This is a genomic window from Pararcticibacter amylolyticus (assembly GCF_003130405.1).
In the GTDB taxonomy this organism is placed as follows: domain Bacteria; phylum Bacteroidota; class Bacteroidia; order Sphingobacteriales; family Sphingobacteriaceae; genus Arcticibacter; species Arcticibacter amylolyticus.
The window spans coordinates 137608-152958 of sequence record NZ_QEAS01000006.1 but is presented as its reverse complement, the minus strand read 5'-3'; the positions used below and the strand labels follow the sequence as shown (position 1 = coordinate 152958).

Below are 15351 nucleotides of genomic sequence, written 5' to 3'. Positions count from 1 at the left end.
TTCTCCTCTACTTCCTTCCCGTCTTTACTCTTACGGGGCTTCCTTCTTTAATTGTCATCAATCCGGTTGTCAGGACGGTATCGCCTTCTTTTAATCCCTCTGTAACCAGGACGTCTTTCTCCGTCCGTGCCGAAGTTTCAATCATCACTTCTTTTGCTTTGCCGTTTTCGGTGATATATACCTTTTTACCATTTTGTACCGGAACTACCGCTTCTGTTGGTACCAGTATCGCATTTTCAATGGTGGCCAGCGGAAGGCTGATGCTGGCGAAGGAGCCCGGAATTAATGCTCCATCCGGATTCGCCGCCCTGGCTCTTAGCTGGAGGGTACGCGTGCTGGCTTCTACAAGAGGTTCGATGGCATAAACGGTAGCTGTATATTTTTTATCAGAACCAGATACAGTGAAAGACAGTTTGGTATTGTTCCTCACCATCCCGGAATATTTTTCGGGAACGGAGAACGTAATTTTCACGGGATTGATGCTGACGAGAGAAGTGACAATCGTTGTCGGGGTCAGGTACTCGCCTTCGGATACCGACCGCAAGCCAATCTTGCCGCTAAATGGTGCCCTTACTTGTGTTTTGGCAAGCTGTGCCCTGATCAATTGCGTTTGGGCTTTAAGCGACCGGTAATCGGCAAGAGCTACATCATATTCTTCCCTGCTGATGGCCTCCTTTTCAAGAAGAAGCTTCGCCCGGTGCTCTGTTTCTGCTGCCAGGTTTTCCCTTGTTAAGGCCTGCGTCAGCTGTGCCCGGAGTTCAGAATCGTCTATTTTAAAAAGCAGCTGCCCTTTTGAGACGTTGGTTCCTTCTTTAAAGGAGATGTTCCTGACGATGCCCTGTACTTCGCTTCTGACCTGTACCTGCTCGTTGGCATCGATGGAACCGGTTACTGTAAGAGTGTTATTGAATTTGCCAGGTTGAATGACTACACCACTGACTGGTACCGGCCTGTCCTTTCCCCCCGCCTGAGCGCCTCCGCCTCCGGTCTTTTCCGAGCCTTTATTGGTCATGATCCGATAAACGATAAGAGACGCTAAACCGATAATCAGTATAGCATAAACAACATGTTTTGTTTTCATTTTCTTATTCAAGGTGTGGCCAGTCTTTCTATAAAATCAAAGTGGTCGTCGTTTTATTATCAAGACTATATGGTGTATATATGTTTTAGAACAACAAAAATACTCATGTCAGTATACATCAGCGGGGTGTATCAACTATTTTACTTTCACGTCCTTTTTACTTCAGGTTTTCTCCTTTCCGCTTTATTTCCGTTACTTTTGGCGCGACTATGAATAAATATCTCTTTATTATATTAATTTGTATGATGTCTTCTCTTAATGAGGCAAGTGCGCAGTCTGAAATTTCTTTCAAGGTGTCTTTTTCCGAGCCTCAGGCGCATTATGCTGATGTGGAAATGAAAGTATCGGGAAACAGGAAGGAATTCTTGGATGTAAAGATGCCTGTTTGGGCTCCGGGATCTTACCTGGTAAGAGAGTTTTCTAAAAATGTGGAAGGTTTTTCTGCTAAAAGTGGTGATAATGCTTCCCTGCCTGCTGAAAAGATCAATAAGAATACCTGGCGCATTGTAACAGGAAAAAAGGACCAGGTGGTGATCAACTACAAGGTATATGCTTTCGAAGTTTCTGTAAGGACCAGTTTTATAGATGAATCTCATGCATTTCTTTCGCCTACGGGGATTTTTATGTATGTGGATGGATTGATCAGGCAGCCGGCTATTGTAAGCATTGTTCCGCATAAGAACTGGAAAAAGATCTCTACCGGCCTGGAACCGGTAAAAGGAAAGCTGAATACGTATCTGGCTTCTGATTTTGATGTTCTGTATGATTCGCCGATAGAAGTGGGTAACCAGGATATATTTGAGTTTGAGGCGGCGGGAGTAAAACATGAAGTGGCTATGTATGGAGGAGGGAATTACAATAAAACCCGTCTTCAGGCTGATATGGCTCGGATAGTTGAAGAGGAAACGGCTATCTTTAAAGAGAATCCGAATAAGCATTATGTCTTTATTGTTCATAATTATCAGACGGGTGGAGGAGGTCTCGAACACCTTAATTCGACTGTTTTAGGAGCTTCCAGGCTAAGCTATGATACGGATAAAGGATATAAAGGCTTCCTTGGTCTTGTTGCACACGAGTATTTTCATCTCTGGAATGTGAAAAGGCTCAGGCCCCAGGCCCTCGGTCCGTTTGATTACAGCAATGAGAATTATACCCGTGATCTGTGGGTAGCTGAAGGTTTTACCGCTTATTATGATAATCTGATGCTGCGCCGTTCAAGTTTCTACTCGCCTGAAAAATACCTGGAGGTGTTGTGCGATGATATTTCGATCGTGCAGAATCAGCCTGGCAGCAGGATTCAGCCGGTAAGTGAGTCGAGCTTTGACGCCTGGATAAAATATTACCGTCCGAATGAAAATTCAAAGAACTCGGTCATCTCCTATTATAATAAAGGTGCTTTGCTTGGTGCGATCCTCGACCTTGAGATTCTGAATGCTACAAAAGGAGCAAAAGGACTGGATGACGTGATGAAGGCGATGTATGATGAATATTATAAAAAGCAGAAGCGCGGATATACATCGGAAGAGTTTAAGGCAATGGCCGAGAAGATCTCCGGGCTGTCGCTGGACAACTTTTACCGGGATTATGTGAATGGCACTGCTCCCCTGAATTACAATGTACATCTTGGACATGCGGGATTGAACCTCATTAATGAAAATGAAAGTAAAAACAATCCTTCTGCCGGAATCGTTGCTGCTGTGAAAGACGGCAAGCTATTGATCAGTACAGTATACAGGGGTGGCGCAGGCTGGAACAGCGGCCTTAATGTGAACGATGAAATCATCGCTGTTGACGGATACAGGGTGTCGTCGGTTGCCGAGTACGACAAAGTGATATCCCTGAAGAAAACCGGAGACAAGATCACTGTACTTGTATCACGCGATGGTATCATAAAAAGCATTGAACTTGCTTTGGTTGCTGACAGTACCGGTAAGTTCCGCATTGAGGCGGATAAGAATGCGACAGCCGAACAGATATTGATTAGAAAGAAGTGGCTTAATATTTAAAAATCGGGAAAGAGCTCATCAATCTATTTTTGTAAATTGCACTATGGCAAAATTTGCGGAGGATTTTCAGAAGGCATCGGAAGAGAAGGCGTTTGATCTTGATCACCGGCGGGTAATAAACTTTAACATGGGCAGGTATCATACTGCTGTGGAAAGAGGTTTATCGAAGCTGGCGAACCTGGATGCTTCTAAACGAAAAGCGCATGTGATCAAGTGGAAGGTAATGGAGAACCTTGACAAATTGTTGCCGGAGTTTGAAGCTAATTTTCAAAAACGGGGTGGAAAGGTGATCTGGGCGAATGATGCGGAGGAGGCTACGGATGAAATCCTGAAGATCCTTCGTAAAGCTCACGCGAAGACCGTCATTAAATCTAAATCAATGACTACGGAGGAAATTCATCTGAATGAATTTCTTGCGGAGCACCAGATTGAGTCGGTTGAAAGTGATCTGGGCGAGTATATTGTGCAGTTGCTTGGGCAAAAGCCTTATCATATTGTCACTCCTGCAATGCACCTGAGCAAGGAGGATATTGCAAAGCTCTTCCATGAAAAGTTTGCCACTCCGCCTGATGCTACCCCTGAACAGCTTACGCTCAAAGCCCGTGAGTTGCTGAGGGAGAAGTATACTACGGCAGATGTGGGCATTACGGGTGCAAATTTTCTTATTGCTGACACGGGGAGTATTTCTGTGACGGAAAATGAGGGGAATGCGCGGCTTTCTACTACTTTCCCTAAGATACATATTGCAATTGCGGGAATAGAAAAACTGATCCCTTCGATCGCTGATCTGGATCTTTTTCTTCCTTTGCTGGCTACGCACGGCACAGGTCAGAACCTGACTGTTTATAATACCATTATGAGTGGCCCGCGCCAGGAAGGCGAGACAGACGGCCCGGAGGAAATGTATGTGATCCTGCTGGATAACGGCCGGACCAATCTTCTTGCCCACCGCGATCAAAGGCAAGGTTTGTATTGTATCCGTTGCGGGGCTTGCTTAAATGCGTGTCCTATTTACAAGAACGTTGGAGGGCATACTTATCAGACGACCTACAGCGGGCCGATAGGCTCGGTAATAAGCCCTCATTTCCAGGGAATGGAAGAGTTTAAGCACCTTAGTTATGCGTCTAGTCTTTGCGGCAAATGTTCTGAGGTTTGTCCGGTAAAGATTGATATCCACAAAATGCTTTTGCTGAACCGTAAAGAAGCAGTGACCGAAGGCCTGAACTCTAAAGCTGAAAAGCTGGGCTGGAAGGGCTGGAAAAGTACGATGCTGAAGCGGAGCCGTATGGATATGGTCGGAGGAGGGTTGAAGAACTTTTTCCTGAGGACCTTTTTCAGGAAAAGCTGGGGGAAATACCGGGAACTGCCGGAGGTTGCTCCAAAGTCGTTTAGCAAACAGTGGAAGGAAGGGCGGAGACCGGAAAAGTAGGCTTAGATCCATAACTTAAGTTTTTCTTTTAAGAGAAGTTTCTATCTTTGGCGGAAAATAAACTAAATGAAAAAGACCTTACTTGGACTTCTGTTGCTGGTTGCAACTGGTTCCGCTTTCTCGCAGGAAACTAAATTTGGCTTAAAAGCTGGTGTTAATTTTGCAAATCTTTCTTTCTCCGGTGATGGTGAGAGTGTTTCACCGTCATCTCTTACTTCTTTTCATTTTCAGGGGTACGCCGATTTTCCAGTCAGTCCTGCTCTTTCTATTCAACCAGGACTAGGTCTTTCTGGTAAAGGAGCTAAGGAGGATGAGGCCAAAATCAACTTAATGTACCTGGATATTCCTGTTAATGCAGTGGCAAAGTTTCCGGTTTCAACATTAGGCAAGTTTTTTATAGGTGCAGGACCTTACGCAGGTATTAAGCTTTCGGAAAAATACTCTCTTGACGGTGAAGAGGCTGAGACCGAAGAAGACAGTTTTAAATCCGCTGATTTCGGTTTAAATTTCCTGGGAGGATTGGAAATCAATAATGGCCTGACTTTTAATGTTGGTTATGGCCTGGGGCTGGCTAATGTTGTTAAAGATAGTCCGGATGGCTATTCTGTAAAGAATAAAGTCTTCACAATATCTGTTGGATTTCTCTTTTAAATAATGCATTTCAGGAGATGGTACTTGTTTCTACCATCTCCATTGATAAACCTGACGTCTGTTGATTCCTTTGAAATAAACTCAGGATAATGGTTCATTAATCTCTGTACTCGCTGACAGTTCTCTACTACTAATCATAAAATTTTTACAAACCCTAACTTTATTTGCTCTTTTCTTCGATAGTTGTAGCTTTGTTTCTTCCCAATTTAGATTTTATAATGGATAAGTTAAATCGAAAGAAGGACGCGCTGGATTACCATTCCCAGGGGCGTCCGGGTAAGATCCAGGTATTACCCACTAAACCTACCAATTCGCAGAGAGATCTTACATTAGCGTATTCGCCGGGCGTAGCAGAGCCTTGCCTGAAAATAGCTGAAAATAAGGAAGATGTTTATAAGTATACAGCAAAGGGAAACCTGGTTGCGGTAATAAGTAACGGTACGGCGGTTTTAGGGCTGGGCGATATAGGCCCGGAAGCCGGAAAGCCGGTAATGGAAGGAAAGGGACTGCTTTTCAAAATCTTTGCTGATATAGATGTGTTCGACCTGGAGCTGAATACAAAAAATGTCGACGAATTTGTAACTATAGTGAAAGCCCTTGAGCCTACATTCGGAGGGGTTAACCTGGAAGATATTAAAGCTCCTGAATGCTTTGAAATTGAGCGCCGCCTGAAGGAAGAAATGAATATTCCTGTGATGCATGATGATCAGCATGGTACAGCGATCATTTCGGCTGCTGCTTTGCTGAATGCCTGCGAGCTTCAGAAGAAAAAGCTTGAAAAGGTAAAAATCGTGGTAAATGGTGCCGGAGCGGCTGCTATTTCCTGTTCACGCTTATATGTCAGTCTTGGTGCCCGTAAGGAGAACATTGTCATGATCGACAGGTCAGGAGTGATCCGTAAGGACAGGGCCAAACTTGATCCCCTCAAGGCGGAGTTTGCTACAGACAGGGATGTCCATACGCTTGAAGAAGCTATGAATGATGCTGATGTTTTTATCGGGCTGTCTGCTGCTGACACACTTTCACCAGAAGCCCTGAAGACAATGGCAAAGAACCCTATTGTTTTTGCTATGGCCAATCCCAATCCTGAGATTGCTTATGAGCTTGCGGTTGCGACACGCAAGGATATCATTATGGCAACCGGGCGCTCCGATTATCCTAACCAGGTGAATAACGTACTGGGATTCCCTTACATATTCAGGGGAGCGATGGATGTAAGGGCGACGACCATTAATGAAGAAATGAAGGTTGCCGCCGTGAAAGCTATTGCGGATATGGCGAAGAAACCGGTGCCGGAATCAGTGATGCTGGCCTATAATCTTCAGAACCTGCGGTTTGGCAAGGATTATATCATTCCAAAACCAATGGATCCCAGACTGATCACTTCAGTTTCGGCGGCGGTGGCAAGGGCAGCAATGGAATCGGGAGTTGCGCGGGCGGCAATTACAGACTGGGATGCCTATGCAGAAGAGCTGGGACGCAGGCTGGGTGGAGAGGATGCGTTGTTGCGCACCCTGAGCAATCAGGCGAAGGCGAATCCAAAGCGGGTTGTATTTGCAGAAGCAGATCATCATAAGATATTGAAGGCTGTGCAGATCGTAAAGGATGAAGGAATTGCTATTCCGGTTCTTTTAGGGAACAAGAAAAAGATCAGGGATATCATAGAGGAATATTCCCTGGAGCTGAATGGCGTGGAAATCCTGGATCCGGAGGAAGAAACAGAATTGCAGGAAAAATATGCCAGTTTCCTTTATGAGAAAAGGCAGCGTAAGGGTGTCACACTTGCAATAGCGCGGAAATTGATGCGTGACCGTAATTATTTCGGTGCCTGCATGGTTCAGTTCGGCATGGTAGATGCACTTGTTTCGGGGCTGACAAAGGATTACGGAACAACTGTGCGCCCCGCTTTGCAGGTTATTGGTACGGAACCCGATGTCGACCGTGTTGCCGGGATGTATATGATGCTGACCAAAAAAGGCCCGGTTTTCTTTGGAGATACTACTGTCAATAAAAACCCGACTGTAGATGAACTGGTCAGTATTACGACGCTTATAGACCACTCTGTCAGAAAGTTTAATATCAATCCACGGATTGCCATTCTTTCCTATTCCAATTTCGGATCAACCAATGGTGAAGTTCCTGAAAAGACAAGGGAAGCAGTTCGTATACTGCATGAACAATATCCGCATATCATGGTGGATGGAGAAATGCAGGCCAATTTTGCCATCAGTAAATGCTTGTTAAAAGATAATTTTCCTTTCAGCAAGTTAAGCGGGACTCCTGCTAATACACTTGTTTTTCCCAACCTTGAATCTGGTAACATTGCTTACAAGCTTCTCCAGGAATTAGGAGAGGCAGAGGCGGTGGGACCTATTTTGCTTGGACTGAATAAGCCTGTTCATGTTGTACAGATAGGGAGCTCGGTAAGGGAGATAGTGAATATGGTCACCATCGCGGTGGTTGATGTTCAGACAAAGCAGGAAGAAGCTGAAAGTAATTCAGAAAAAAAAGGTATCTTCGGGCTTGTGATGAAATAGAAACACCTTATTAATATCTTCCGGGATGTACGCTTATATTGACGGTAAATTGGCTTTTAAATGTCCGGCCTATGTAATCATAGATGCAGGTGGGGTGGGGTATCATATTAATATCTCGCTGAGCACCTATTCAAAGTTACAGGATTCTGAACGTTGTAAGCTATATACCTGGCTGCATGTTAAGGAAGATGCTCATACATTATATGGATTTGCAGATGAAGGAGAAAGAAGTTTATTCCTTCATCTCATTTCTATTTCTGGCATCGGGCCCGGAACCGGAAGGATGATCCTCTCGTCGGGTTCACCGGAAGAAATTCAAACAGCCATTGTAAAAGGCGACCTTGCCCTGATAAAAAAAATCAAGGGAATTGGCCCTAAAACCGCCCAAAGACTTATCCTCGAACTCCAGGACAAATTAAAAAAAGAAGGAATTGTAACCTTGAACGACCTTCCCCAGTATAACACTGCTAAAGAAGAGGCTGTATCAGCTCTTGTAATGCTGGGATTTGCCAGGAATTTGGCGGAGAAAGCAATAGATAACGTATCTCAAAAACAACAAGAAAAAGGTAATTTATCTGTCGAGCAGTTGATAAAGTCCGCTTTGAAAAATTTATGAATTAAATTCGTTCAGAGGGAGTGAAAATATCTACTATCAAACTGGTTTGTGCATGCAGCCTGGTGGCTCTCTTATTTGGGAGTAAGAGTTTTGCACAGAATAAGGCAGACAGTCTACGGCTGCCATATCCGTTGAAAGACACAAAGTCGACTGACTTAGATCCGAAAGGTATCTATTTGCAGAAGCCGTCTAATATTCAAAAGACTGTGGAATTTGATCCGGCAACACGGCGGTACATCATTCGCGAAAAGATTGGTGAGTTTTTATACCGGCCGGCTCAGTATCTCACGATTGAAGAGTATGAGCGGTATGAAGCCGAGCAGATGAAAAGACAGTACTGGAGGCAGCTTTCGGATACTACGACTACAAGGATGCGTCAAAATGGGGTTATCCCTTCTATCCAGGTAAACAGTAAGGCTTTTGAACGTATTTTTGGTGGTTCAACCATTGATATACGCCCGCAGGGTTCTGCTGACCTGACGCTTGCAGGGAGGATCAATAAGAATGAAAATCCTCTGTTCAATGAAAGGCAGCGCAAACAGACTAACTTCGATTTCGATCAGCGCATTCAGATGAATGTTACCGGTCAGATTGGTAAGAACTTCAGGATCGGAACCAATTATAATACAGAAGCGCAGTTTGATTTTGAAAACCAGATGAAGCTGGATTATAAAGGCAAGCCCGATGATATTATCCAATCTATTGAGGCGGGAAATGTAAGCCTTCCGTTGAACTCGACACTGATAAGCGGAAGCCAGGCTTTATTCGGGGTTAAAACCCAATTGCAGTTTGGCAAACTGAATGTGACCAGTATATTCTCTCAGCAAAAATCGCAGCAGAAGGAAATTACAATCACGAATGGCTCTCAGCAAAACGAATTCAGGCTTAGTGCCGACAATTATGAGGCTAATAAGCATTTCTTCCTGTCGCAATATTTCCGCAATCATTATAACGAAGCTCTTAAGAGTCTTCCTATTATACGTTCAAATATCAATATTACTCAAATTGAAGTTTGGGTTACAAACAGAAATAACAGCACGGTTGATTCAAGGGATGTACTTGCGCTGATGGATTTGGGAGAGTCTTCTCCTTATGATCCAAGACAATCCCTGGCTTCAGGCTCTGCTCTTCCGGCAGCAGGCCCGAGCGGAGATCCTGCATTTCCTCAGCAGTCGAACAACTTGCTTCAGAACTTGCTGGCTTATTCGGGAAGTATCCGTTTGACGAATTCCAATGCCATCAACCAGTATTTCCAGGGTAATGGCGCTACCGATAACTATTCGAAGCTTACTTATGCAAGGAAACTTACTGACCGTGAGTTTACGATAAATCCGAGACTTGGATATATCTCCCTCAACTTTGCCCTTAATGCGGATGAAGTGCTTGCGGTTGCTTACCGGTATAACTACAATGGCGTAGAATACCAGGTAGGGGAGTTTTCGACAGATATCCCTGTTGATCCGGCTAACCCGAAGATGCTTTTTGTAAAGCTTTTGAAAAATGAAATGCTGAAGACAAACCTTCCGACATGGGATCTGATGATGAAAAATATTTATTCTCTCGGAGCATACCAGGTTGGCAGGAATGATTTCAAGCTTAATATATACCGCCTCGACGAGAAGAGCGGAGTGGAAACACCGACTATTGCAGAAGGGGTGAACACTACTGGTAAAAGATGGCTTCAGCTTACCAATCTGGATAATCTGAATCAGAACAGTGAAAAGACTCCGGATGGCTATTTCGATTTTATCGAGGGGGTTACGATCGATCCGCTTAACGGTCGTGTGACGTTCCCTTTACTGGAACCTTTCGGTTCTGACCTGGCTTCGCAGTTTGCGCCGGGAGAGACAAACCTGAAAGATAAATATGTTTTTCAGCAATTGTATGATCTCACGAAGGCTGATGCGCAGCAACTGTATTCGAACCTTAACAGGTATGTAATCAGAGGTACTTATCAATCGGAAGTCGGTTCTGAATTTCAGCTGAATGCGATTAATATTCCTCCCGGTTCTGTGCAGGTTACAGCTGGAACTTTGCCGCTGGTGGAGGGTACTGACTTTACAGTAGATTATAATATCGGCCGGGTACGGATACTTAACCAGGCGCTTCTTAGTTCAGGGCAGCCGATCCGAATTAAACTGGAAAACAGTGAGCTGTTTGGTTTGCAGCAACGGTCATTATTTGGAACACACTTTGACTACCGGGTGAACAACAAGCTGAACCTTGGAGGTACTATTATGAACCTGACCGAGAAGCCGCTTACTGCTAAGGTAAATATTGGAGAAGAGCCTATCTCGAATACTATGTGGGGCCTTGATGCGAATTACAGCTCTGATTCCCGCTGGCTGACAAGGATGGTTGACAAGCTTCCTTTTATCGATACCAAAGAGCCTTCTTCTATTACTTTCTCCGGAGAATTTGCGAACCTCATACCAGGGCATCCGCGTTCACTGAACTTTGCCGGGAGCAAAAACGGTGTGAGCTATCTTGACGACTTTGAAGGAAGCAGATCGGTGATCGACCTGAAGAGCGCAATCGGATGGCAGTTGTCGGGAACACCAAATACTGTTAACAAATTGTTCCCGGAATCTGATCTTACAGATAATCTTGAATATGGATATAACAGAGCGCGTCTTGCATTCTATAATATTGATCCTATATTCTTCCCCAGAAGCAACACACAGGCGCCTTCAAATATCCGGAGCAACAAGAGCGAGCAATCTAACCACTATGTGCGTGAAGTGCTTGAAACAGAGGTTTTCCCATTGAAGCAATCGCCAACAGGACAGGCATTAACATTGCCAACTCTCGACCTGGCATATTATCCGAATGTAAGAGGCCCTTATAACTATACAACTACCGGAGTAAACCCGGATGGAACTCTCAATAACCCAAGAAAGCGCTGGGGCGGGATATTCAGGAAACTGGAGACCACTGATTTTGAAGCTTTAAATATTGAGTTTATTGAGTTCTGGGTGATGGATCCGTTTATTTATAAGCCGAACTCTCCGGGTGGTGACCTGTATTTTAACCTGGGAAATATTTCTGAGGATATATTAAAGGATGGACGTAAGTCTTTGGAAAACGGGCTGCCGGCTGACGGTAATCCTGCCAGCACGGACGAAACGGTTTGGGGCCGCGTGCCTAAGTTACAACCGGTGATCCAGGCTTTTGATAATAATCCGTCTGCACGACAATTCCAGGATGCAGGTCTTGATGGATTGACAAATGCGGATGAGCGCCAGAAGTTTGCCGGATTTGTGAATCAGGTAAAAGGACAATTAACGCCCCAGGCGGCTGAAGAACTGAATAATGACCCGTCATCTGACGATTACCGGTACTTCAGGGGTGGAAGTCTCGAAAATAGTAACCCTGGTATCCTGAAGCGCTATGAGCGGTATAACGGGACTGAAGGAAATTCAAAAACGTCTGCGCAATCACTTGCAGAAACCGGTATTGAGAATTCTGCTGCGACGTCTTTACCTGACGGTGAGGATGTGAACAGGGACAACAATATGTCTCTGACGGATGAATTCTATGAATATAAAGTTTCCATCCGCCCTCAGGATATGATGGTTGGACAGAACTTTATTACTGATAAGGTTACTTCGACTGTAAGGCTTGCTAATGGCAGCAGCCAGGCAGTTTCATGGTACCAGTTCAGGATCCCTATTTCCCAGTTCAACGGGAAAGTGGGAAATATCCAGGACTTTAAATCTATCCGCTTTGTGCGGATGTTCATGACGAACTTTGCTGATACCTCAGTTCTGCGTATGGGCCGGATGCAGCTGGTACGCGGCGAATGGCGCCGGTATAATGCCTCAAATACATCAGCGGAAGTGATCGTTGATCCTGCTGCTGGTACTAATGCTCCTGATAACTCTACGCTTGATGTCAGCACGGTGAATATTGAAGAGAACGGTAAAAGGACGCCAATCCCTTACGTTGTTCCTCCGGGCATTGAAAGAGAAAGAGATTTAAGTACTTATAACGGGGAGACACGCATGAACGAGCAATCTCTTTCGCTGAACGTTTCGAATCTGAGAGATGGTTATACCAGGGCGGCTTTCAAAACGAGCTATAATGACTTCAGATCCTATAAAAAGCTGGAAATGTTTATCCATGCTGAAGGTGAGCAGTTAAGTGATAATGACGTTGCAGCTGTGGTTAGGCTGGGTACAGATAACAGCCAGAATTATTATGAGTATGTTATTCCGCTGAAAGTTACTACTCCGGGCACTTCGGATCCGTATTCTATCTGGCCTGATGCAAATAAGCTTCAGCTTGAACTTAAGAAGCTTCAGACTGCTAAGGCTATGCGGAATGAATCGAACTGGCCTGAAAATAAGCCATTCGCTTACCAGGACGGAGAAAATACAATTTATGTGATGGGACAGCCGGATCTGAGCAAGGTACGTGTTTATATGCTGGGAGTGCGTAACCCTCTCAGAAACAGTACCCGGACAGGGGATGACGGTTTAGATAAAAGCGCCCAGGTGTGGTTTAATGAACTTCGTCTTACTGAGTTTGATGAAAGAGGTGGCTGGGCTGCGACGGCCAGGATGAATGCCAAACTTGCTGATTTTGCAGATGTAACCGTTTCCGGAAGTAAGAGTACGGTAGGCTTCGGATCTATTGATAAGAGAGTGAGCGAGCGTAACCGTACGGATGACCGTTACTTCGATGTAGCTACTAATGTGGAATTAGGGAAGTTCTTCTCAGAGCGCAGCGGTATAAAGATCCCTATGTTCTTTAATTTCTCTACTCAGCGTAGTGTTCCTCAGTTTGATCCGCGTTCTCCTGATCTTGAGCTGGAAAACTCCCTGGCGAACCTGTCGGATGCAAAGCGTGACTCTATTCACCGGATAGTGGATGACTACACCCAGCGTAAGAGTATCAACTTTACTAATGTGAGGAAGATAAGGACTGATCAGAATGCTAAGAATCATGTCTGGGATATAGAGAACTTCAGTGCAACATACGCTTATACAGAGTATAATCACCGGGATTTCATTAACGAGTTGTCTCTGCAAAAGACTTACAGAGCCGGACTTGCTTATAATTTTAATACTACGCCGAAATACTATTCTCCGTTTGCGAAGATCATCAAATCGAATATGCTTTCGCTGTTGAAAGACTTCAACTTTAACCTGATGCCGTCGGTGCTTAATTTCAGGATTGATGTAGACCGCCTGTATTCTGAGAATACTTTAAGAGAAAACAATAGCCCGGATAATTTCCTGAGAACTACTTATAACAAGAATTTCCAGATGTCACGTTTGTATGGGATCAGCTGGAACCTGACGAAATCCGTTCAGCTTGATTTCAATGCAACGAATTATTCGGTGATTGATGAGCCTGCCGGAAAGGTCAGCGGCATTGCCCGGGATACGATCTGGGAGAACCTGAAGAAGCTGGGCAGGACTACTGATTACAGTCATAATCTGAATGTTAATTATACGGTGCCTGTTAATAAGATTCCCGGATTGGGATGGACCAGTTTAATTGCCCGTTACGGTACTTCTTTCAATTGGAAAACTGAGCCGCTGGCAACTTTAAGGGATCCTGAAATCAATCTTGGAAACACGATACAGAACTCCCGCACTGTTCAGTTGAACCCTACATTGAATTTTACATCTTTGTATAACAGGATCGGGTTCCTGCGCAGAGCAGGTAAGGACGGAGGTTCTGTTCTGACAGATGCACTGACGAGTATCAAAAATATATCAGGAGCATATACCCGTACAGAAGGGACTTACCTGCCTGGTTATCTCCCTAAGACTAATCTTTTGGGTTATGACTTCGATGCTGATGCCCCCGGACTTGGTTTCGTGTTCGGAAGCCAGAGAGATATCCGCGCAAAAGCAATTCAGAGAGGCTGGATCAGCCGGGATACGCTGCAGAATCAGTTGTATATTACGACACGCAAAGAGGACCTGAATCTCAGGGGTACAATTGAGCCATTGGCTAATCTGAGGATTGAACTTACTGCTGTGAAGAGCCAGAATTTTAATTATTCTACTAATTTCAGGTTCTCTCCTGAAAAGAATCAGTTCCAGGAGCAAAGTCCTATTACGAACGGAGATTTCAGTATTTCTTTCTTGTCCCTTCGTACTGCTTTCAAAAATGGAGGAAATGGCAAGTCTGATCTTTTCAGGAAGTTTGAGGAAAACAGGAAGATCATATCTGAGAGGCTTGGTGCTGCTAACCCCGAATCGAACGGTTCGACTGACGGCTATGCTGAAGGATATGGAAAGAATTCCCAGGATGTAGTGGTAAGTGCTTTTCTTGCTGCCTATACAGGTCGTGACGCGAATACAATCAGCCTGCGCCGCTTCCCTAAGATCCCCATTCCAAACTGGAGACTTACTTACAACGGGCTGGCAAAATATGACTTCTTTAAAGATCTTTTTGCTTCATTTGATGTAAGCCATACTTATCGTTCAACGTATAGTATCAATGGATTTACTACGCTTGCCCGTTACGAGGAAAGGGGAGGATATCCTACAGTGAAGGATGTTAACCAGAACTTCCTGCCGAAGTACCAGTTTTCGCAGGTGACTCTTTTTGAGCAGTTTGTCCCTCTTATTGGTATCGATTTCCGGTTGAAGAACAATGTGACTGCAAACTTTGAATTCCGCAAAACGCGTGCGATGAACATGAGCCTGGCTAACAGCCAGATGGCTCAGCAAACTGAGAATGGCATTACTTTCGGAATGGGATACCGTACCAACCAGTTCCGTTTTCCATTCGGTCTTTTCAGCGGACGCAAGCTGAACAACGATATTAACTTTAAGCTTGACATAGCGATGGACGATCGTAAAACCGTCATCTCCAGGGCCGACGTTGAAGAAGCGGAAGTGTCTTCGGGTGCTAAGAACATCACCCTTCGTCCGTCTGTAGACTATATCCTGAATCAAAGATTGAATCTGCGCTTGTTCTACGATGGAAATATCACCAAGCCGTACACTTCGCAGACGTTTAATACATCGTACAGTAATTTCGGGATTAACCTGAGATTTATGATACAG

At 44.6% G+C, this 15351-nt stretch carries 7 protein-coding genes; 6 read left to right on the top strand and 1 reads right to left on the bottom strand.

Annotated features, from left to right (window positions below; genetic code table 11):
* Nucleotides 1-7: 7 nt before the first annotated feature.
* Nucleotides 8-1081, bottom strand: a complete 1074-nt coding sequence (locus DDR33_RS08795) for an efflux RND transporter periplasmic adaptor subunit (protein ID WP_109415402.1) — start codon at nt 1079-1081, stop codon at nt 8-10.
* 242 nt (nt 1082-1323) lie between these two features.
* On the opposite strand from DDR33_RS08795, the gene DDR33_RS08790 reads away from it, so the two are divergent.
* The 6 genes from DDR33_RS08790 to sov form a co-directional block, all read left to right on the top strand.
* Complete coding sequence (locus DDR33_RS08790) at nt 1324-3087, top strand: M61 family metallopeptidase (RefSeq protein ID WP_317047430.1); 1764 nt, start codon at nt 1324-1326, stop codon at nt 3085-3087.
* A 43-nt stretch (nt 3088-3130) separates the two neighbouring features.
* The gene (locus tag DDR33_RS08785; RefSeq protein WP_109415400.1) at nt 3131-4516 is read left to right on the top strand and encodes a LutB/LldF family L-lactate oxidation iron-sulfur protein; all 1386 of its coding nucleotides are present in this window, start codon (nt 3131-3133) and stop codon (nt 4514-4516) included.
* Between the two features lie 66 nt (nt 4517-4582).
* Complete coding sequence (locus tag DDR33_RS08780; RefSeq protein ID WP_109415399.1) at nt 4583-5167, top strand: porin family protein; 585 nt, start codon at nt 4583-4585, stop codon at nt 5165-5167.
* A gap of 218 nt (nt 5168-5385) precedes the next feature.
* Nucleotides 5386-7704, top strand: a complete 2319-nt coding sequence (locus tag DDR33_RS08775) for an NADP-dependent malic enzyme (protein WP_109415398.1) — start codon at nt 5386-5388, stop codon at nt 7702-7704.
* A 25-nt stretch (nt 7705-7729) separates the two neighbouring features.
* On the top strand, nt 7730-8320 hold the full coding sequence (gene ruvA, locus DDR33_RS08770) for a Holliday junction branch migration protein RuvA (protein ID WP_109415397.1): 591 nt from the start codon (nt 7730-7732) through the stop codon (nt 8318-8320).
* 20 nt (nt 8321-8340) lie between these two features.
* The coding region (gene sov / locus DDR33_RS08765) for a T9SS outer membrane translocon Sov/SprA (RefSeq protein ID WP_109415542.1) at nt 8341-15351 on the top strand (7011 nt) is incomplete at its 3' end.